Raw genomic sequence first — 18,753 nt, forward strand, 5'->3', positions numbered from 1 at the left:
GTCATTAATAATGTGATGAAAGGAGCCAAAAAAATGGCGAAGAAGCAGCAGAGCGAATTGACTACAGCGGAAAAGAAAAAACAACAAAAGCGTGATTTGATTCTTGAAAGTGCCAAAGTCGTCTTTAGTAAGAAAGGTTTGATTGATGCGACAATGAAGGACATTATCGAAGAGTGCGGCATTAGTCGCGGCGGCATTTATTTGTACTTTCGTTCGGTGGATGAGATTTTTTTGGCAGTGTTAGAGCAGCGTTCCAAACGAAAATTTGATGATGTACGAGAGATGATCATGGAGCAAGTACCCTTTGAAACGATTTTAAACAAATATTTTTCCGACCATCGCAAGCGTCTACTCCACAGCATTTCTGACGGTATGCTGCGAGCCGTCTACGAGTATTACTATACGCATAAAACCGAAGCCTCCAGTTCACTGCAGCAAGCTCAACTCGCTGAGACGAAACGGACGATCCATGAGATTTTTCAAGTGGGCGTTCAGCAAGGTGTATTAAAAGATGAAAACTTGGCAGTGATTGCAGAAAACTATATGTTCGTGATTGAAGGATTAGGGATTTTGGCTCTGACCGGTCACATCACAGAACAGACCATTGATGACCAAATCGCCGTAATGAGACAACTACTCCCTTATCGTGAATAACACAGACAAAAAAAACTCGCTCTTTTCTAGAAAACACTAGGAAGGAGCTTTTTTCGTCTGTTTATAACTTTGTGAATCAAGCATATTTTGCAGAAAATTAATGTAATAAAAGTGAAATCTACAACATTATTTATTTTTTCTTAAGAAAAAGGACTTTTTCTATGAAGTTTTCTTGAACAGTTGATACATAGGGATTCACTCGGCGTGTCGGCGGGATAGGAGTGGGGAACATGTAATAAAAAAACAGAGCTTATTTATGTAACTAAAATGTAAATCGCTTACGGATTGGGTTTGTTGCTGAACTATGGTAAAATGAAAATGGTCAAATAAATGAAAAAAAAGTTTTAAAATTGAATTTGGAGGATCAGATGAAGAAGAAAATCTTTGCAACAGTGTGTATGTGCGGCATTGTATTGTCATCATTCGGCGGACCTGTGACCGTTTTTGCTACGAATCACGATCAATTGATCGAACAAAAAAATAACGAAATTGATCAGTTGAGACAGCAACGTCAAAGCGTACAAGGGGAAATTGACGGATTGTCTGCAGAAATTGATTCGTTAAATCAAGAAGCAGCAATCATTTTAGCGCAGCAAAGTGATTTGTTGCAAGCGATCGAAGGATTGGATCAGGAAATCAGTCAGTTAGAAGAGCGCATTGCCAAACGCTCAGAAAACATTGAAAAGCAAGCCAGAGAAACACAAGTTAATGGAAAAGGCGACCATTTTCTAACAGCGGTACTAGAGGCGGACTCTGTCAGTGATCTAGTCGGTCGTTTGCATGCGATGACGACGATCATTCGAGCGAATAATGAAGTGATCGAACAGCAAAAAGCCGACCAACAAGCTGTTGAACAAAAGCGTGCGGAATCACAAGAAAAAGTGGCAGAATTGCAAGCAGCACAGAGCCATCTGGAAGCACAAAAAGGTGTTTTGGAAGCAAGCCAAGCAGAATTAAATGTCTTAGTTAGTAATTTAGCCTACGAAGAAGCAACGAAAGAAGAAGAAAAAGAACAGCTGCGTGCGGAAAAAGAAGCCTATGAAGCGGAGCAAGCGAGAATTCGTGAAGAAGCTGCCCGAGTAGCTGCTTTACAAGCCCAAGCGGAACAAGCGGCGCAACAGCAGGCAGAACAAGCTGCAGCGGAAGAAGCAGCCTTGAATGAAGCAGCTGTTCAAGTAGAGAGCACAGAACCTGACGCAGAAACAGAGAGCCCAGCGCCAGTGGAAGAGCCAGAAGCACCAGCAGAAACGCAACCAGAGGAAGCGCAAGAATCTGAACCGGTTGAAACACCAGAGGTTCCAGAGGAAACACCAGTAGATACACCAGAAATTCATGAGCCAGAAACACCAGTGACACCTGCAGCACCGGAGACGCCAGCGGACAGTGCACCTGCAGTTCCTGCACCAACGCCAGCACCGACGCCAGTTACACCAACACCGGCGCCAACGCCTGCTCCGTCACCTGCACCGATCGTGACGCCGCCAGCACCTTCTGCACCAGCATCAACAAATGGTGCTGCAATCGTGGCAGAAGCCTATAAGCATATCGGAAAACCCTATGTGTGGGGTGCCAAAGGACCGGACAGCTTTGACTGTTCTGGGTTTACTCGCTATGTCTTTTTACAAGTAACAGGGAGAGATATTGGTGGATGGACGGTGCCACAAGAAACAGCCGGTACAGTGATTTCCGTTAGCCAAGCACAACCAGGAGATCTTTTATTCTGGGGTTCATCAGGTAGCACCTATCATGTAGCCATTGCTTTAGGTGGCGGACAATACATTCATGCACCACGCCCAGGACAAAATGTTTCTGTTGGCAGCACCGCTCATTTTACACCTAGCTTTGCAGTAAGAATGTAAGAAGTAGCTAGCTGTAGTTTTAAGGAGAGACAAATGGAAGAAAGAAAACAGCTTCGTTATCGTGCGAAGAAACAAAAAAGAGGGCTTCTTTACCGTAAAAGTGCGGCGGCAACCGCTGCACTTGTTAGTACGGTGAATATTTTGCCGATGAATGTCTTAGCAGATACACTTGAGTCAGCAGAAACCCAAAATGGTGTTCAAGTAGTTGAAACAGCAGAGTCAACCCGAGACACATCGACGCAAGATTCCGTGAGCATTGTAGAAGATCAAGAAGTGAACGAGGGATCACCAGCAACGCAAGATAGTACCGAACCATCAGAAGCTGAAAGTTCGGATGTAGTAGAAATTCAAGACGTACCCGAAAATGAACCAGCAGATGATGCTTCTGAACAGAATGAAGCAGAAATCGATCGTGACATTCCTGTTCTGTCAGAAGAAGAGCGGATCGCCATTGAAACGAAGGTCATGCCCAACTACAACAATCCAATGGCACGTTCTAATAATCAGCAAGCATTTATTCAGCAAGTAGGACCAATGGCACAAGAAGTGGCGGGGGCAAATGACCTCTACGCTTCAGTCATGATTGCGCAAGCGATCTTAGAATCAGGTTGGGGGCAATCCACGCTGACTACTCTTGCCAATAATATGTTTGGTATCAAGGGATCTTACAATGGACAATTTGTAGAGATGCAAACCTTGGAAGATGACGGGAATGGCAATCTCTATCCGATTATTGCGAAGTTTCGTAAATACCCTTCATTAAAAGAATCTTTTCAAGACAATGCGCACGTTTTGAGAACCACCTCATTTTCGCCGGGTGTTTTCTTCTACCATGGGGCATGGAAGTCTAATACGAATTCTTATCGTGACGCGACACAATGGCTGCAAGGACGCTATGCCACCGACACGGCTTATGCAAGTAAGCTAAACAACTTGATTGAAACGTACAATTTGACCCAATACGATACATCAAGTGGTGGTGGTTCAAATGATAATAACAATAACAACAATAACAATTCTGAACAGGCGATCAATAAGCAATTCAGAACAAATGCAGCACTCAATATCCGTTCGGATGCTTCCACCAGCGCCTCGATCGTGGGTTTATTGGCTGCCAATGCAACATTTGAAGCAGTAGCGCAAAAAAGCGGCACCAGTGTGAACGGCAATACGACGTGGTACCGAATTCAAGGACGTGGCTGGGTAAGTGCCGCTCACGTGACGGAGATCTCATCGAATACGGGTGGGAATGATAACAACAATAATAATGGTAATAACAACGATAATAATAACAGTAACAACAGTGCCGAACAAAGCATCAATAAAGAGTTTCGCACCACCGCTACTTTGAATATCCGTTCAGACGCATCGACTAGCGCTTCTGTTGTCGGCTCCTTGGCAAGCAATGCAACATTTCGAGCAGTCGCTCAAAAGACGGGAACGAGTGTCAACGGCAACAATGTGTGGTATCGAATCCAAGGACGCGGCTGGGTGAGCGCTGCGTACGTGACAGAAGTCAACGCTGGAAGTAATAGCTCTGAACAAAGCATCAATAAAGAGTTTCGCACTACCGCAACATTGAATATTCGCTCTGATGCGTCTACCAGTGCCAGAATTGTTGGATCTTTGTTAAACAACTCCTCTTTTCGTGCAGTTGCGCAAAAGACCGGAACCAGTGTCAATGGCAACAATGTCTGGTATCGAATTGAAGGGCGTGGCTGGGTAAGTGCAGCGTACGTTCAAGAAACGAACGCTTCCTCATCAAACAGCACCACCTATACTGTACGTTCGGGAGACACTCTATGGGGGATTTCGCGACGCTACGGTGTGACTGTGAATCAGTTGATGCAATGGAATAACCTTTCTGGCTCATTGATTCTTGTAGGGCAACGTCTTGTAGTCCGTAGATAAAAAGAAAAAATATCTGTACCCATTTTTCTGGCTATTTGCCAAAATGGGTACAGATATTTTGTTTATTCTTCTTTGAAGCTGTTCATGATCGCTGTTAGTTCCTCTTTTGAAGAGTCATATAAGCTTTCTAACGTCCAGCCATACAACTGAACGTAATTATTTTCGGTTTCAAGTACATAATAAATATAGTGGATATTTAGCCCTTCAACTGTCGCAGGAAAATCCACGAAATAGGCCTTTGTGTCAGGAATTGGTAAAAAGGTGGCCGTCGTATCGAAGCTCGTTGCCAAATTTTCTTGAACCAATCCAAGATAAGTTTCTAAATCGGCAAAATCCTTTTTCGATTCAACGACTGCAGCTAAATATTTCGTTTCTAACGCATCGGACAACATAAAATCATTGTCAGGATTCAATGAAGTGAAATCAGGTACCTCTTGCCAATTGCTAGGTAAATCGATGGTATAGTTTGTTCCGCTAACGCCTGTGATGGTTTGTTCTGAACTAGGTAAAGCCGCTTCACTGGAAGAGACCGTCGATTCTTGGGCGACTTCGGTTGATGATGTCATAGATAAGCTTGTAGCGCTTGCATTTTCCGTACTTTCTGAAGCTGGTTTCTCCTCTTTTGGCGTGCAGCCAGCAAAAAGAAGTGTGAACCCCAATAAACTAAAAACAACACTTTTTCTCATTATTCTCACGTTCCCCTTTGTTTTTTATTTTCAAATAACCAACATTATTTAGTTAATCGTATAATAGGAAAGGAAATAACGCAATAAAATATTCTCAGTTATTGCATGAATCGAAAAAAATAAAGGATTGTTAAATAGTAAATTTAAAAAAATGAAGCGGAAATAACTGACTGTTACCGCTTATTTTCACTTTTTTCTTAGATTGATGCAAAAGTTGATTATAAATACGGGGCGACTTTTGCTATGCTTTAGAAAAGAAAGGAAGCATTAAAAGAATAGTGAAGTTAAAAATTGTGTCGGTTATATCTATAAAATAATAGTGTGCTTTTTATTTGTCTATTTGTTTTGAATAATTGTCAGAATTTTGTTGCGAAATACTATGGCTTCTTTCGATACAAAAAGTAGGCGACATCAGCGACAGTCGGATAGAGGAAGATAGCTCAAAGCGACGAGGAAATAGAAGGAACATAGGATCTACGTTTAAAAATAATGGAACTAGGGGGAAGGAAATTGTTTTATCAATCAGTGAATGAGTATCTAGTAAAAATGAGAGAAGGATTATCTGCTGAAACCATTAAAGGTGAAATGCCATCAGTCTATGCGTACTGGTTAGCACAGGAAGCAGAATTGAAAAAAATATTGAAAAAAAAAGACATGGCTTTTTGGATGGACATCCAACGAGTTCTCTTGATCGATGCAAAATTAGTATTACTTCGCAGTTACATCAATGACTACGATTTTCACGGATTTTCCGAAGATGAGATCATTGCCAATGTGGAACAAGATCATTTTACCTTTAACAAAGAACTGTGTGGCTATAGTTTGAAAGAACAGGTGCACCCATCAATTATTTTTGGTGATCAATAAGCAACAAAAAAGACCGTTCAAACGAGGAATAAGCTACTGCACTGATTCAAAATAAGACCGATTGATTTGTGGTATGATTGTGATGACAAGTACGATTGCACAGATCATTGCAACAGTTTGAAAAGGAGCGGAGAGGTATGGTTCAATTTGAACGGATCATTTTATTGTTTTTCTTGTACTCATTTATCGGATGGCTTTGGGAAACCATTTATTGCTCACTAAAAGCCAAGCACTTTGTGTATCGGGGGTTCCTTATTGGCCCAATCACACCCATCTACGGCTTTGGAATTCTTGGCGTTGTCTATTTGTTACGGCCATTGCATGAGCAAGTGATTCCACTGTTCTTTGCGGCAGCGTTATTGGTCACCGTGCTTGAATATGTGACAAGTTATTTACTTGAGCGGTTTTTTCATGCTTCATGGTGGGATTATAAAGAGGTGCCACTGAATATCAATGGACGGGTGGCATTGCCGATTTCTCTTTTTTGGGGCGTGTGTTGCGTGCTGATTGTTCGATTTGTTCATCCGCAAATGCTGGAGATCGTGCAAACATTGAGTGCTCGGGTCGGATTCTTATTGCCCGTTTTCTTATTAATGGTTCTTTCTTTTGATATGGGCTATACCCTTGCTAACTTGGTTGCCTTTCATAAAGCGGTGCAACAAGTCAATCAAGCTTTTGAGCAGCACAAAAAAGAATTGGCTGAAAATATTGAGCAATATAAAAACGATTGGCAAGGGCGCTTCGCAGCGTTTCCAGAAGAATGGCGCGTTTTAAAACAAAATCTACCGCGATTGAATTTCCATCAAAGAAGACTCTTAAAAAACTTTCAAAAGTTAGAAATCAATCAGATAAAAAGCAGTCAGGAATTGTCTCGATTTATTGAAGCCATTCGTAAGAAAAAATAGATTTGTTACGGTTAGATTACAAAAAATAAACCCTTATCAATGCTGATTCTTCCCACTTCTGACTAATTTCAGTCGGAAAAGACGATGAAAACACCCACTTTTACGATAATTTGTAACAAATTGTAAAGGTCCTGCAATAAAATTCTTCTTAAGAATTTGTATAATAGGATATGTTGGAAACCATAGTGAGAAGTGAGGGAATTTTTTGAAGGCAAAGAAACTACGAACAATCGTTGTCGCTGTCTTTGCGGCAGGAATCGTTTCTCCAATCTTTGCGCAGGCTGAGTCACTTGAATCATTGCAAGAGCAAGAAAGTGCCGTCATGCAGCAAAGTCAGGAAATCAGTACGGAAGTACAGATTGCATTGACTGATGTGAATGCGAAATACAGTGAGGTAGAAGAGCTAAAAGCTCAAATCGCTGAAAATGAAGAATCATTAGCAACAACCAAAGCAGAAATCAAAACTGCACAAGAAACAATTGAAAAGCGTGAAGCTGTCGTTGCGGAACGTATGAAAGACATCCAAGTCAATGGCGGGGCTACCAGAGACTGGACGGTACTATTAGAATCATCCAACATCCAAGATTTTATCAATCGTGCGTATGCGATGACGATGCTACAAAACTTGGAAAAAGAAAAGATCGATTCATTGACAGCAGAAAAAGAAAAGCTGGAAGCTTTAGAAGAAAAAGCACAGTCAACACAGCAATCATTGAAAGAAAATCAAACCGCATTAGAATCAGAAGCCAAAACACTGGATTCAAAAATTGCGAATCTACAAGCCCAATTGAAAGAAAACGAAGCAACCTTGGCACAAATCGCTTCCAGCAAAGAAGCTGAAACAGCTCGCTTAGCTGCTGAAAAAGCAGCAGAAGAACGGGCAGCCAAAGAAGCAGCGGAACAAGCAGCGAAAGAAAAAGCTGAAAAAGAAGCAGCCCAAGCTGCTGAACGTTCAAGCGCTTCTGAATCCCAAGCGTCTGCTTCATCGAACAGCAATACGACTGAAAGCAGCAGCTCATCATCGAGCAGCTCTTCAAGCAACAACAATAGCTCGAACAGCAGCTCAAGCAATACAACTAACAACAGTAATAACAATAGCGACAACAGCAATACTAGCAGTGGTCGAACATTGATGATGGAATCAACTGCTTACTCGTATAAAGAAGCTGGCTCTAGTTTCTTTACAGCAAGTGGGACAGACTTACGTAAAAATCCAATGGCAGTTGCCGTTGATCCAAACGTGATTCCCTTAGGCACCTTAGTCAATGTTGAAGGCTATGGCGTAGCATTAGCGCTTGATACTGGTGGCGCGATCAAAGGAAACATCATTGATGTTCACTTTGATAACGTCGCACAATGTATCCAATGGGGCCGTCGTCAAGTAAAAGTAACGATCCTTGATTAATCAATCAACTAGCAAGAAGCAGCTCACTGAATGAAGTGGCTGCTTCTTTTTTTACTTTTAATGTAGGAAGGCATAAGAAGAGAGCCTATCGCTGCGTCAGTGACGACATAAGCGATAGGCTCTGGATTTATTGTTAAACTGCTCACAAGCTCTTACACTCATTCTCAGGAGCATTTTTTGAATAGCTTGGTCAGATCGAGGGAAACGGGAAACGGCGGGTGTTCGTTGATCAAGGATTGAAATTAGCATTTAGCGTTTCCTCTAAAGCTTCCCAGTCGTGCTCATCAGGGAAGGTTTTGAATAGCAAATAATCAATGTCTTGGGCATATTCGGTAATGTATTCCGTATAGTTGGTAACGATCAAATCAATCTGATTTTTTTCCAAATAGCCTGCCGACAATTCATTGGAGTCCGGAAAATAAAAGGTCCGAGAACTGCGCAAATAACGAACAGATTTGCATTTTAATAATTGGCATAAATAAAAGGGGCCTTCGAACAAAAAAGCGATATTCTTCTTGGCTTGCCAGTACAAAGATTTAATAGAAGTAACGTACATCGTAAGACTCGTTCCTAAGTGCTCCAGTGTGTTACTGTCCCAAATTTCTCTAGCTAATGGTTGCGTCAACAGATAGTTTTTAAATAGATGGTAATCGTCCGTATACGCCTCTTCGACAAATTGAACGGTATCAGAAATCATATGATTTAATAAGGGGGATAATAATTGCTTGATTTTTGCTACCGTAAAAAAGGACTCTACTAAGAGTCGATCGCGAGCGCTATCTTGTGTATCTGGCAAGCAATCCTTGACAAAGGCTGCCGCAAGCTGCTTGATTTCAGGCCAATGATTATACTCTCTACAAAAGGTTTGCTCGATTGCTAAGTTGCTGATCGAGCGACGGGCTTTTACCAATAAGAACAAATAAAGGACTTCCTCGTGGGGAAGTTCTTTTTGATATTGCTCACTTACAGCCTCATTGATTTCAGAAAATAGCCGAAAATCATTATACTGTTCAAATAGTTTTTTTATTTGCTTAGGCAACTCGATACGTTGACCTGCAAAATGGCGCTCAAAGGTGATATATAAGTAATAATTGAATTCACCAAATGAACAAGCATGTTGGTCGAGTTGATAACATCTTGAAAAAGCACTAGCCGTGATATTTTGGATGGCGATGGGTGGAAAGATCGTATGGGCAGTAATTTCCGATTCATAATAGAAATCATGGAAAAATTTGCGAATATTGATCTCTTCACCAATAAAGCAAATGGGATTTGTTTGGATCTCCAAACGATAGAAAGAAAAAATAGGTTGCACCTTCCGCAAATAGCGAAGAACGGTGCTTTCTGATATATGGTATTTCTCTGCCCATTCCGATGAGCTATAAAGATCATTGTGGAAAATACTTTCGATGATATGGAACAAAATCTCATCGGCAATCAGCGCACGTTTTTTCGTTAAATACACAGCGGACTGCTTGATTGAAAAAATATACCCCTTATGAGAAGAGTCGATCGATAAACAGTCGCCAAAATACTCTTTTAGATCCGTCACGTCCGTTACGATCGTTCGCGTGGTACTTCCTGAAATCTTTGCCAAACCTTGAGTCGAACATTGATAATTTTTCTCGAATGCCATCAAAATTTTCAGCCATCGAATCGTTGCTGTGTTGGTAATAAAATTAATTTGAAAATTTCTCAAGACGTGGCTCCTTTCATGAATAAAATCGCAAATCTTACTTATTCATCTTAAAGAAGATAGGGAAGAAAAAACAAATCACGTATTTCATCGGTTGGTGAAATCTATACCTGAGCCTGTGCAAGATTTTTTGCATTTTCTATAAATCAACTGATGATCGGCATATATATAGGTAGAAACACGTTTTTTCAGTGCAAACAAGGAAATTGACTGGCATTGAATAGTAAGAGAGGGGGGATAATTTTATTACGATAAAATAAAAAATGAATGATTAACTATATTTGAAATAAACCGATAGAAGATGAAAGGGCGGAATTGAGGGGGAAAGTCAGTTTGGGGAAGATAACTTATAATTTTAACAGGAACGACTGGTGTAATTAAATAGTAACCGCGAAGGAAAACCTATGTGCCCCAAGAAAAATATTCAGTTTTATTCAACTGATTTATAATAACAACAAAAGCATTTAACTTTTCTTTCTGAAATTCTTATGTTTTCTATTTATAATGAAAAGATGTTGAGAAAATGAATGAATATAATCACTCGAGGTTATTTTTCTATGATGTGACACCTCTCAAAGACGATGAGAACAACGATTATCACTGAATTATTTATTATTTAAAATGAGGGTTTAAAAAAACTGTCAAGTATGCTATACGTTATTTAAGTATATTTAAAATAACTGATGTTTGCCATTATATAAGTCTTTTGTTGATGAAAAATATACCTTTAAAAAGAAAAAACAGGAATTTCCTTTATTTAATGATACATTTCTCTTATAATAAACTAGAATTGCCTTTATTATGTGAGACGAAGGCAGCATGCTTAAACAAGCACAATTGAAGTAGGGAGTGTGTTCATGGGAAAGCCGTTAGTAAAGACTTTGACTGTTTTAGCCGTGGGTATTGGCGCAGTTGCAATATGTTTCATTGGTTACCGACAAAATAACCAAAGGCAATATCAGCAGCGAGTCGAATACGCACAGACAGCGATTGCCAGCGAAAAAGATCGCATCAATGAGTTGTCTAATGAAATTGCTGAATTATACAGCAACGAGGATCAAACATTTTTAAGAAAAGATCTTAAAGAGGAAGACGTTCTTAAAACAGTCGCAAAACTTTCTGCAGTGAAAGTATCTGCAGACGATTATGGGATCGATGATGATGCATTACCAAGTGAGTCAGTCGAGATCCAACAAGAAAAAGCCGCCCTTGATGATCAACTAAAAGACATCGAGGCAAAATTAAAAGTACAAGCGGATACGGAAGCCTTATTTACTGAAGGCGTTTCAAATTGGCAAAGTGCTGAGAATGATGTCATCATTAGAGACGATCTAAAAGAAACGGATGTTGGGAATGTCCGTGAAAATCTGAGCTTTTTTGAAGATAGTAAATGGAAAGAGTTAGTTGTTTCCTATTTAGAGTATGCGGATACCCAATTGGACCGCATTGCAAAATTACAAGAAACTTTTGATGAAATGCTTGATGGGGATGAGGTGACCAGTGAAGTCACCTTAGAAAAATACCTGAGTGCAGTCGACAGTATCAGCAAAGTTCGCAATGAAGAATTGAAAGAGAAATACACCGAATTAGCTGACAAAGTCGCTACCCAAATGGGGTACACAGGATACAGCACGTATACCCCCCCCGCTTCAACGGAAAGTTATTCAGAGGATACATCCGCAGGAGACGGCACCTGGACAGATCAAAGTTCAGACGTTGTCTACTAATGGAAATATGTATCAAAGAAAATAGAGATAACTGGAGGAAAGCAAATGTCAAAAGGAAAAAAGATTTTTTTAATTATCTTTTCAATCGTCGCAGTGTTAGTCATCGGATTGATCGGTGTCGCTGCCAAACTATATTTTGATGTGTCAAACTCAATTAATGAAACTTATCAATCAGTCGAGCGTGATCGAGAAGATCGCTTACGTGAAAATGATGTCGATCTATCCCAACAAGAGTCCTTCTCGGTTTTACTGATGGGGATCGATACCGGTGATTTAGGCAGAGTCGAACAAGGCCGTTCTGATACCATGATGGTGGCGACCATCAGTCCTCAAGACAATCAGACGACGGTGGTGAGTATTCCTCGCGATACCTATGTTGATATCGTAGGACATGGAACAACAGATAAAATCAATCATGCCTATGCCTTTGGAGGGGCAGCCATGTCTATGAACACGGTTGAGAAGTTTTTAGATATCCCCATCGATCATTATGTATCTCTTAATATGGAAGGCTTGAAAGAGTTAGTTGATGCGGTCGGCGGTATTGAAGTTGATAATGATTTGACTTTTTCAAAGGATGGCTTTGATTTTACAATTGGTCGTACAAAATTAAACGGAGAACAAGCACTCGCTTATTCAAGAATGAGATATGATGATCCCAACGGAGACTACGGGCGACAAGACCGACAACGTAAGATGGTTGAAGCAATCGTAAAGAAAGTTCTTAGTCTAGATGGGGTTAGTCAATATCAGACTATCTTGAATGCAGTTGAGAACAATATGAAAACTGATATGAGTTTTGATGATATGCGGACATTGGCAATGAATTATCGCAGTGCGTTTCAAACGATCAAACAAGACCAGCTTCAAGGTGAAGGATTCATGCAAGATGGTATCTCGTATCAGCGTGTGAGTGATGAAGAATTAAATCGTGTACAAAGTATCCTTAAAGACCAGTTAGATATTAATAACTAGAAGAAAGTGGAGAAATATGGAAGAGACTATTAGTTTAAATGAAATATTTGATATATTACGGAAACACCTGACATCAATATTAATTTCGATGTTTGTTGGCTTGGCGTTAGCAGCGATCGTTACCTTTTTTGTTCTTACGCCCAAGTATCGTTCTCAAGCACAATTGATTGTTACGTTGCCACAAACCGAAACAACAAATGCAAATGATGTAAATATGAATCTACAAATGATCAACACGTATAAAGAACTAGTTACAGGAGATTTGGTTATCAATCAGGTCAAAGACCGAATAGAGTCAGAATATGGCATTGATAAAAGCGTGCAAGAATTGAAGGATTCTGTCGAAGTGACCCAATCACAAAATTCACTGATGTTTTCTATTATGGCTACAGATACTAGTTCTGTTTATGCTGCAAACATCGCAAATACAACAGCATTAGTCTTCCAAGAAAACGCAAAAGATGTATTGAGTGTGGATAAAATATCAATCATCTCCAACGCAGAAGCAAGCTCTTCCCCAGTATCACCAAACAATAAACTTAATTTAGCAATTGGTTTAGTCTTGGGAATTCTAGTCGGTTTTGGGATTGCTTTCTTACTGGAATTGTTGGATCGAACGGTCAAAGATAATAAGTTTGTTACAGAAACATTAGGCTTTACGATTCTTGGAACAGTTCCACAAATGTCTGCCAAAGAAGTAAATGCCACGATCCAAAAGAAACCATCCATACAAATGATCAAAAAAAATACTGGTGACAAGGCAGCTGAATCGCGCCGTAGCCGTACAAGAGTTTAAGGAGGGAAGATGAATGGCGAAGATAAAAGAGCATAAAGGAACACAAACACATGCGGTCAGCTTAATTACATTGGTTGATCCATCGTCACCTATTTCAGAGCAATATAGAACAATACGGACGAATATTCAATTTGCATCCTCAGCCGATCAACAGATCAAAACATTAGTAATTACATCTTCTGGTCCAGGAGAAGGAAAATCTACGACTTCTGCGAATTTAGCAGTCGTCTTTGCAAAATCTGGTCAGCGGGTGTTGTTAGTTGATGCTGATATGCGTAAACCTACGGTTTATAAAACTTTTAACCTAAACAACGCTTCTGGTTTGAGTACGGTGTTAAGCACGACAACAAGCGTCTTAGAAGCATCACAAAAAACGGTTATCGATAATCTTTCTGTTCTAACTAGTGGACCTAAACCTCCAAATCCATCCGAGCTTTTAGGATCTTCTAGAATGAATCAAGTGATCGAAGAAGCAAGGAATCTATATGATGTAGTTATTTTCGATATGCCTCCTGTGGTCGCAGTTACGGACGCACAGATCATGGCATCGAAAGCAGATGGCACTTTGCTGGTTGTTCGGGAAAATGTTTCCCGTAAGGAATCTCTTGCAAAAGCAAAAGATTTATTAACTATGGTTCAAGCGAGAATTTTAGGGGTTGTTTACAATGGCGCCGAAAATAGTAAAGATTCAGGCTATTACTATTATTATGGAAACTAAATGATATAAAGGAGACGGGAGAAATGATTGATTTACATTGTCATATTTTACCAGGTGTTGATGACGGAGCAGAAAATATTGAGGCAAGTATTGCCATGGCTGAACAAGCTGTTAGTCAAGGTATTACACATATTTTGTGTACACCACATCATAATAATGGGAAATATACAAATCCTAAGTCAGAGGTCATTTCTCTTGTCGCATCTTTACAGGCAAAATTAGACAAAAGAAATCTGCCGTTAACTGTACTAGAAGGACAAGAAGTTCGAATTACAGGTGATTTAATTGAGGATATACGAAAAGATAAGATTTTATTTACAGACCTTGAGGATACGTATATCTTGATAGAATTTCCTACAATGGAAGTTCCTTCATATACAGAACAAGTTTTTTTTGAACTATTACAAATGGGGAAAGTTCCTGTGATCGTTCATCCAGAACGAAATGCTCATTTTCGAAAGGACCCTAACAACTTAATTCCATTTTTAGAAATGGGTTGTTTGGCACAACTTACTGCTCCAAGTTACGTCGGGGTATTTGGTAAAGATATTCAAAAAACGGCAAAAATAATGGTAGAGTATAATTTGGTTCAGATGGTAGCTTCGGATGCACATGGCGTGAAAAAGCGCTCCTTTAACTTGAAAGAAGCTTACGAACAAATAGCAAAAGATTTTGGGAATGAAAAAGTGGTAAAAATGCAACAAGTGGCAAGAGATTTATTGAATGGTGATTCAATTAATTATCCTGATTATCTTGTTGTTAAGAAAAAAAAATTCGGGTTATTTTAGGGGGAGAGTTTGTTGGAGGAAATTGAGATGCACAATAATAAGCAACTAGATATTAAACCTTCTCCAAAAGTTTGGGTCAACAAAAAAGAACTTGATTCGAAAATAATATACTATTTTGTGAAAAGACTTATTGATATCTTAGGAAGTTTAGTAGGTTTATTAATACTCTGTCCAATTTTCATATTAGTTGCTTATAAAATTAAACGAGAAGAGCCAGAGGGACCAGTATTTTTCTCCCAAAACCGAGTGGGAAAAAACGGTAAAAGTTTCAAAATGTATAAATTCAGATCAATGTTTATTGATGCTGAAGAAAAATTGGAGCAACTATTGAAGTACAATGAGATTGAAGGGGCCATGTTCAAAATGAAAGATGATCCTCGAATTACCAAAGTGGGGAAAACTATTAGAAAATATAGTGTTGATGAGTTACCACAATTATGGAATGTGTTAAAAGGTGATATGAGTCTTGTTGGACCTAGACCACCACTTCCACGAGAGGTTGACGAGTATTCAGCTTATGATATACAGCGCTTGTTAGTTAAACCAGGATGCACGGGTTTATGGCAAGTTAATGGAAGAAACGATGTGGATTTTCATGATATGGTAGAGCTTGATTTAAAGTATATTATCAATCAAAGTATATTATATGATATAAAAATAATTTTAAAAACTGTCATAGTAATGATGAAACCGGATGGAGCATATTAATGGATGATAAGAATTTGAAAGTTTGCTTAGTAGGATCTAGTGGTGGACATTTAACACATCTATATTTGTTGAAGCCTTTTTGGGAAGATAAAAACCGATTTTGGGTAACTTTTGATAAGCAAGATGCGAAAAGCATTTTAAAAAATGAAAGAGTGTATCCATGTTACTATCCTACTAATAGAAATATTAAAAATCTAAAAAAAAATACCGTATTAGCATGGAAAGTGTTGAAAAAAGAAAAACCAGACTTAATTATTTCTTCAGGGGCGGCTGTGGCGGTTCCGTTCTTTTATTTAGGAAAACTATTTGGTATAAAAACTATTTATATAGAGGTCTTTGATAGAATAGATAGTCCTACGTTAACAGGTAAATTAGTATACCCAGTAACAGATAGATTTATTGTTCAGTGGGAAGAAATGAAGAAAGTATACCCTAAAGCAATAAATTTAGGAGGGATTTTCTGATGATATTTGTTACAGTAGGAACTCATGAGCAGCAATTCAATCGATTGATAAAGGAAGTGGATCGACTAGTAGAAGAAGGAATTATTGAGGAAGAAGTTTTTATTCAAACTGGTTATTCAGATTATGAACCGAAATATTGTCAATGGAAAAAATTTCTTAATTATGATGAAATGGAAAACTATATAGAGGAGGCAAATATCGTAATAACTCATGGAGGTCCTGCTAGCTTTATGGGAGTTCTCAATAAAAATAAAGTACCAATTGTGGTTCCAAGAAAATTAGAATTTGAAGAGCATGTGAATGATCATCAGCTAGAGTTTTGTGAAAAGGTTATAGATAATGGATATTATATTATTGCGGTTAATGATATAGATTTATTAAAAAACGCACTTAATGATGCCACGAAATTAAACAAAAAGAATAACTCAACATTGAAAAGTAATAATAATTCTTTTTGCATAGGATTTAATAAGGTGGTTGAAAAGTTATTATGAAAAAAATATTATTAGTAATTACAGGGATGCCACTTGGTGGAGCAGAAAGAGTCATGGCCACAATAGCAAATTCATTTTCTGAGAAATATAGTGTTACTTTAGTATCACTAAAAAAAATGGAATCAAAATATGAATTAAATGAAAAAGTGAATTATATAACGACTAATGGAAGAGTCGATAAACAAACTGGAGTAAAAAGAAAGTTTCAGTTAATAAGAAGTGGTATTAGTTCAATTTTTGAATTAAAAAAAATTATCGAAAAAGAAAATCCAGATATAATTCTTTCTTTTTTAGATAATGCCAATTATATTGTATCAATTTTGAAAAAGTTATTTTTTAAGGATAAAGAAGTTGTGATTTCTGAACGAAATGACGTATCTCAAAATTCTAAATTATCTATTTTTATTAAAAAAAATTTGTATAAAGAAGTTGATACTCTAATTTGCCAAACCGATTTTGTTGGAAATTACTATATCAATGAAATGAATATAGATAAAGAAAAAATATCTATAATTCCTAATCCTTTAAATATGAAAGCAATATATCTAGGTGAAATTAAGAAAGAGAATGCAAAAAAGATTGTAGCGGTTGGACGATTACATAAACAAAAAAATTATTTATTACTCTTGGAATCTTTTAAAATATTCAGTGATAAATATCCAAATTACATTTTAGAAATTTATGGAGAAGGTCCGGAACGTGAAAAACTAACCATAAAAATAGAAGAATTGGATTTATCAAATAAAGTTATATTAAAAGGTACTCTGAAAAATCCATTTTTACAAATCTATGATTCATCTATGTATATTATGACATCAATTTACGAAGGATATCCTAATGCACTTATGGAGGCAATGGCTTCAGGACTACCAGTAATATGCACAAATCTTCCCAACGGTGTAAGTAAAGAATTAATAGCAAATGGCTTTAATGGATATACTGTAGAATATAATTCAAAAGAATTGTTTTATGCAATGGAAAAAATTATTCTGGATAGTGACAAATCTTTAAATATGAAGCTTAATAATAGAGAGAGCGCGTTGAATAGATTTAATGAAAAAAAAATACTGGATATTTGGGAAAAAATTTTAATAAAGGATGGTATTTAAAATGAAGATTTTAGTGACAGGTTCTTGTGGATTTATAGGTTATCACTTAAGTAAAAAATTGTTAGAAAGTGATAATATTGTTGTAGGAATAGATAATATAAATGATTATTATGATACTAATTTAAAAATGAAACGCTTAAGTTTTTTGGAAAAAGAGAAAAATTTTACATTTAAAAAAATTGATTTAGTAGAGTCAGATTTATTAGATGATTTATTTTTAAATGAAAAATTTGACATTGTTATTAATTTAGCAGCACAAGCTGGTGTTAGATATTCAATTGAGAATCCAAAAGCTTATTTAGATGCGAATTTAATAGGTTTTTTCAATATACTAGAAGCATGTAAAAAACATTCTATATCTAAATTAATCTATGCTTCTTCAAGCTCAGTATACGGCGGTAATGATAAAGTACCTTTTTCAGAAGATGATCAGGTAGATAGACCAGTTAGTTTATACGCAGCAACAAAAAAATCAAATGAATTATTAGCATATAGCTATAGTAGTTTATATAAGATGAAGACAATAGGATTGAGATTTTTTACTGTTTACGGTGAATTGGGACGACCAGATATGGCGTATTTTAGTTTTACAAAAAATATTTCTGAAGGGAAAAAAATAAGTTTATTTAATAATGGAAATATGAGTAGAGATTTCACATATATTGGAGATATAGTTGAAAGTATTAATTATTTATTAGATGAAAATCTAGATAATAAAATATTTACAGATAAGAAAAATGAATATTATAAAATCTTGAATATTGGCAATAATAGTCCCGTAGCACTAAAAAAGTTTGTTAGAATTTTAGAAAAGCATATCGGAAAAGAAGCAGTAATTGAATATAAAGAAATGCAAAAAGGAGACGTAGAAAAAACATTTGCAGATACTGAAAAATTAGAAAAAATAACGGGCTTTAAACCATTAACAAGTTTGGATGATGGACTGAAAAAATTTGTTGACTGGTATAAAGATTATAATGAAAGATAAAAT

General features: G+C 37.6%; 18 protein-coding genes. 16 read left to right on the forward strand and 2 right to left on the reverse strand.

What is annotated here, in order from left to right; genetic code table 11:
- The first annotated feature begins 33 nt into the window (after positions 1 to 33).
- From IGI69_RS05545 to IGI69_RS05555, 3 genes are all read left to right on the forward strand, one after another.
- Complete coding sequence (locus IGI69_RS05545) at positions 34 to 654, forward strand: TetR/AcrR family transcriptional regulator (RefSeq protein WP_005225615.1); 621 nt, start codon at positions 34 to 36, stop codon at positions 652 to 654.
- A gap of 368 nt (positions 655 to 1,022) precedes the next feature.
- Positions 1,023 to 2,513: an NlpC/P60 family protein gene (locus tag IGI69_RS05550; protein WP_438739980.1), complete on the forward strand. Its 1,491-nt coding sequence runs from the start codon at positions 1,023 to 1,025 to the stop codon at positions 2,511 to 2,513.
- A 33-nt stretch (positions 2,514 to 2,546) separates the two neighbouring features.
- Positions 2,547 to 4,424, forward strand: a complete 1,878-nt coding sequence (locus tag IGI69_RS05555) for a glucosaminidase domain-containing protein (protein ID WP_438739982.1) — start codon at positions 2,547 to 2,549, stop codon at positions 4,422 to 4,424.
- A gap of 62 nt (positions 4,425 to 4,486) precedes the next feature.
- Here IGI69_RS05555 and IGI69_RS05560 read toward each other — a convergent pair whose 3' ends face one another.
- Positions 4,487 to 5,110: a hypothetical protein gene (locus IGI69_RS05560; protein ID WP_431406131.1), complete on the reverse strand. Its 624-nt coding sequence runs from the start codon at positions 5,108 to 5,110 to the stop codon at positions 4,487 to 4,489.
- 489 nt (positions 5,111 to 5,599) lie between these two features.
- Here IGI69_RS05560 and IGI69_RS05565 point away from each other — a divergent pair, with 489 nt between their 5' ends.
- The 3 genes from IGI69_RS05565 to IGI69_RS05575 all read left to right on the forward strand — a co-directional run bounded on the left by IGI69_RS05565 (position 5,600) and on the right by IGI69_RS05575 (position 8,287).
- Positions 5,600 to 5,977, forward strand: coding sequence for a DUF7006 family protein (locus IGI69_RS05565; protein ID WP_438739984.1), 378 nt, complete (start codon positions 5,600 to 5,602; stop codon positions 5,975 to 5,977).
- A gap of 137 nt (positions 5,978 to 6,114) precedes the next feature.
- Positions 6,115 to 6,882 (forward strand): putative ABC transporter permease, encoded by a 768-nt coding sequence (locus tag IGI69_RS05570; RefSeq protein ID WP_431406129.1) that lies wholly within the window; start codon positions 6,115 to 6,117, stop codon positions 6,880 to 6,882.
- A 205-nt stretch (positions 6,883 to 7,087) separates the two neighbouring features.
- A complete protein-coding gene (locus IGI69_RS05575) occupies positions 7,088 to 8,287 on the forward strand; it encodes a 3D domain-containing protein (RefSeq protein WP_431406128.1) in 1,200 nt (399 codons plus the stop codon).
- 229 nt (positions 8,288 to 8,516) lie between these two features.
- Here the strand turns inward: IGI69_RS05575 and IGI69_RS05580 are convergent, their stop codons facing one another.
- Positions 8,517 to 9,986 (reverse strand): helix-turn-helix domain-containing protein, encoded by a 1,470-nt coding sequence (locus IGI69_RS05580; protein WP_422700448.1) that lies wholly within the window; start codon positions 9,984 to 9,986, stop codon positions 8,517 to 8,519.
- Between the two features lie 854 nt (positions 9,987 to 10,840).
- Here IGI69_RS05580 and IGI69_RS05585 point away from each other — a divergent pair.
- Genes IGI69_RS05585 through IGI69_RS05630 form a run of 10 tightly spaced genes read left to right on the forward strand, consistent with a single transcriptional unit; the run spans position 10,841 to position 18,750 of the window.
- The gene (locus tag IGI69_RS05585; RefSeq protein WP_438739987.1) at positions 10,841 to 11,710 is read left to right on the forward strand and encodes a hypothetical protein; all 870 of its coding nucleotides are present in this window, start codon (positions 10,841 to 10,843) and stop codon (positions 11,708 to 11,710) included.
- Between the two features lie 45 nt (positions 11,711 to 11,755).
- Complete coding sequence (locus IGI69_RS05590; RefSeq protein WP_431406126.1) at positions 11,756 to 12,685, forward strand: LCP family glycopolymer transferase; 930 nt, start codon at positions 11,756 to 11,758, stop codon at positions 12,683 to 12,685.
- A 16-nt stretch (positions 12,686 to 12,701) separates the two neighbouring features.
- Positions 12,702 to 13,481, forward strand: coding sequence for a YveK family protein (locus tag IGI69_RS05595; protein WP_431406125.1), 780 nt, complete (start codon positions 12,702 to 12,704; stop codon positions 13,479 to 13,481).
- Between the two features lie 13 nt (positions 13,482 to 13,494).
- Positions 13,495 to 14,199, forward strand: a complete 705-nt coding sequence (locus IGI69_RS05600; protein ID WP_086338445.1) for a CpsD/CapB family tyrosine-protein kinase — start codon at positions 13,495 to 13,497, stop codon at positions 14,197 to 14,199.
- 23 nt (positions 14,200 to 14,222) lie between these two features.
- On the forward strand, positions 14,223 to 14,987 hold the full coding sequence (locus IGI69_RS05605; protein WP_431406123.1) for a tyrosine-protein phosphatase: 765 nt from the start codon (positions 14,223 to 14,225) through the stop codon (positions 14,985 to 14,987).
- A 27-nt stretch (positions 14,988 to 15,014) separates the two neighbouring features.
- Positions 15,015 to 15,695: a sugar transferase gene (locus tag IGI69_RS05610; RefSeq protein WP_431406143.1), complete on the forward strand. Its 681-nt coding sequence runs from the start codon at positions 15,015 to 15,017 to the stop codon at positions 15,693 to 15,695.
- Positions 15,696 to 15,709: 14 nt separating this feature from the next.
- Positions 15,710 to 16,159, forward strand: coding sequence for a PssD/Cps14F family polysaccharide biosynthesis glycosyltransferase (pssD, locus tag IGI69_RS05615; protein WP_205820736.1), 450 nt, complete (start codon positions 15,710 to 15,712; stop codon positions 16,157 to 16,159).
- Entirely contained in the window at positions 16,159 to 16,653 is a 495-nt protein-coding gene (gene pssE / locus IGI69_RS05620; protein WP_167821737.1) for a PssE/Cps14G family polysaccharide biosynthesis glycosyltransferase, read from the forward strand. Before pssD ends, pssE begins: the two co-directional genes overlap by 1 nt.
- Positions 16,650 to 17,762, forward strand: coding sequence for a glycosyltransferase (locus IGI69_RS05625; protein ID WP_167821738.1), 1,113 nt, complete (start codon positions 16,650 to 16,652; stop codon positions 17,760 to 17,762). The genes pssE and IGI69_RS05625 overlap by 4 nt, the downstream gene beginning before the upstream one ends.
- Position 17,763: 1 nt before the next feature.
- Positions 17,764 to 18,750, forward strand: coding sequence for a GDP-mannose 4,6-dehydratase (locus tag IGI69_RS05630; RefSeq protein ID WP_438739992.1), 987 nt, complete (start codon positions 17,764 to 17,766; stop codon positions 18,748 to 18,750).
- The last annotated feature ends 3 nt before the right edge of the window (positions 18,751 to 18,753 follow it).

This window comes from Enterococcus sp. DIV1083b (assembly GCF_051713705.1).
GTDB classification, from domain to species: Bacteria; Bacillota; Bacilli; order Lactobacillales; family Enterococcaceae; genus Enterococcus_D; species Enterococcus_D casseliflavus.

What these genes read in the sequence shown, in the direction of transcription:
- IGI69_RS05570 (WP_431406129.1), top strand. Translation starts at nt 6,115, where the DNA reads ATGGTTCAATTTGAACGGATCATTTTATTGTTTTTCTTGTACTCATTT.
- IGI69_RS05595 (WP_431406125.1), top strand. Translation starts at nt 12,702, where the DNA reads ATGGAAGAGACTATTAGTTTAAATGAAATATTTGATATATTACGGAAA.
- IGI69_RS05550 (WP_438739980.1), top strand. Translation starts at nt 1,023, where the DNA reads ATGAAGAAGAAAATCTTTGCAACAGTGTGTATGTGCGGCATTGTATTG.
- pssE (WP_167821737.1), top strand. Translation starts at nt 16,159, where the DNA reads ATGATATTTGTTACAGTAGGAACTCATGAGCAGCAATTCAATCGATTG.
- IGI69_RS05590 (WP_431406126.1), top strand. Translation starts at nt 11,756, where the DNA reads ATGTCAAAAGGAAAAAAGATTTTTTTAATTATCTTTTCAATCGTCGCA.
- IGI69_RS05610 (WP_431406143.1), top strand. Translation starts at nt 15,015, where the DNA reads ATGCACAATAATAAGCAACTAGATATTAAACCTTCTCCAAAAGTTTGG.
- IGI69_RS05555 (WP_438739982.1), top strand. Translation starts at nt 2,547, where the DNA reads ATGGAAGAAAGAAAACAGCTTCGTTATCGTGCGAAGAAACAAAAAAGA.
- IGI69_RS05625 (WP_167821738.1), top strand. Translation starts at nt 16,650, where the DNA reads ATGAAAAAAATATTATTAGTAATTACAGGGATGCCACTTGGTGGAGCA.
- IGI69_RS05565 (WP_438739984.1), top strand. Translation starts at nt 5,600, where the DNA reads ATGGAACTAGGGGGAAGGAAATTGTTTTATCAATCAGTGAATGAGTAT.
- IGI69_RS05630 (WP_438739992.1), top strand. Translation starts at nt 17,764, where the DNA reads ATGAAGATTTTAGTGACAGGTTCTTGTGGATTTATAGGTTATCACTTA.
- IGI69_RS05600 (WP_086338445.1), top strand. Translation starts at nt 13,495, where the DNA reads ATGGCGAAGATAAAAGAGCATAAAGGAACACAAACACATGCGGTCAGC.
- IGI69_RS05560 (WP_431406131.1), bottom strand. Translation starts at nt 5,110, where the DNA reads ATGAGAAAAAGTGTTGTTTTTAGTTTATTGGGGTTCACACTTCTTTTT.
- IGI69_RS05545 (WP_005225615.1), top strand. Translation starts at nt 34, where the DNA reads ATGGCGAAGAAGCAGCAGAGCGAATTGACTACAGCGGAAAAGAAAAAA.
- IGI69_RS05605 (WP_431406123.1), top strand. Translation starts at nt 14,223, where the DNA reads ATGATTGATTTACATTGTCATATTTTACCAGGTGTTGATGACGGAGCA.
- IGI69_RS05585 (WP_438739987.1), top strand. Translation starts at nt 10,841, where the DNA reads ATGGGAAAGCCGTTAGTAAAGACTTTGACTGTTTTAGCCGTGGGTATT.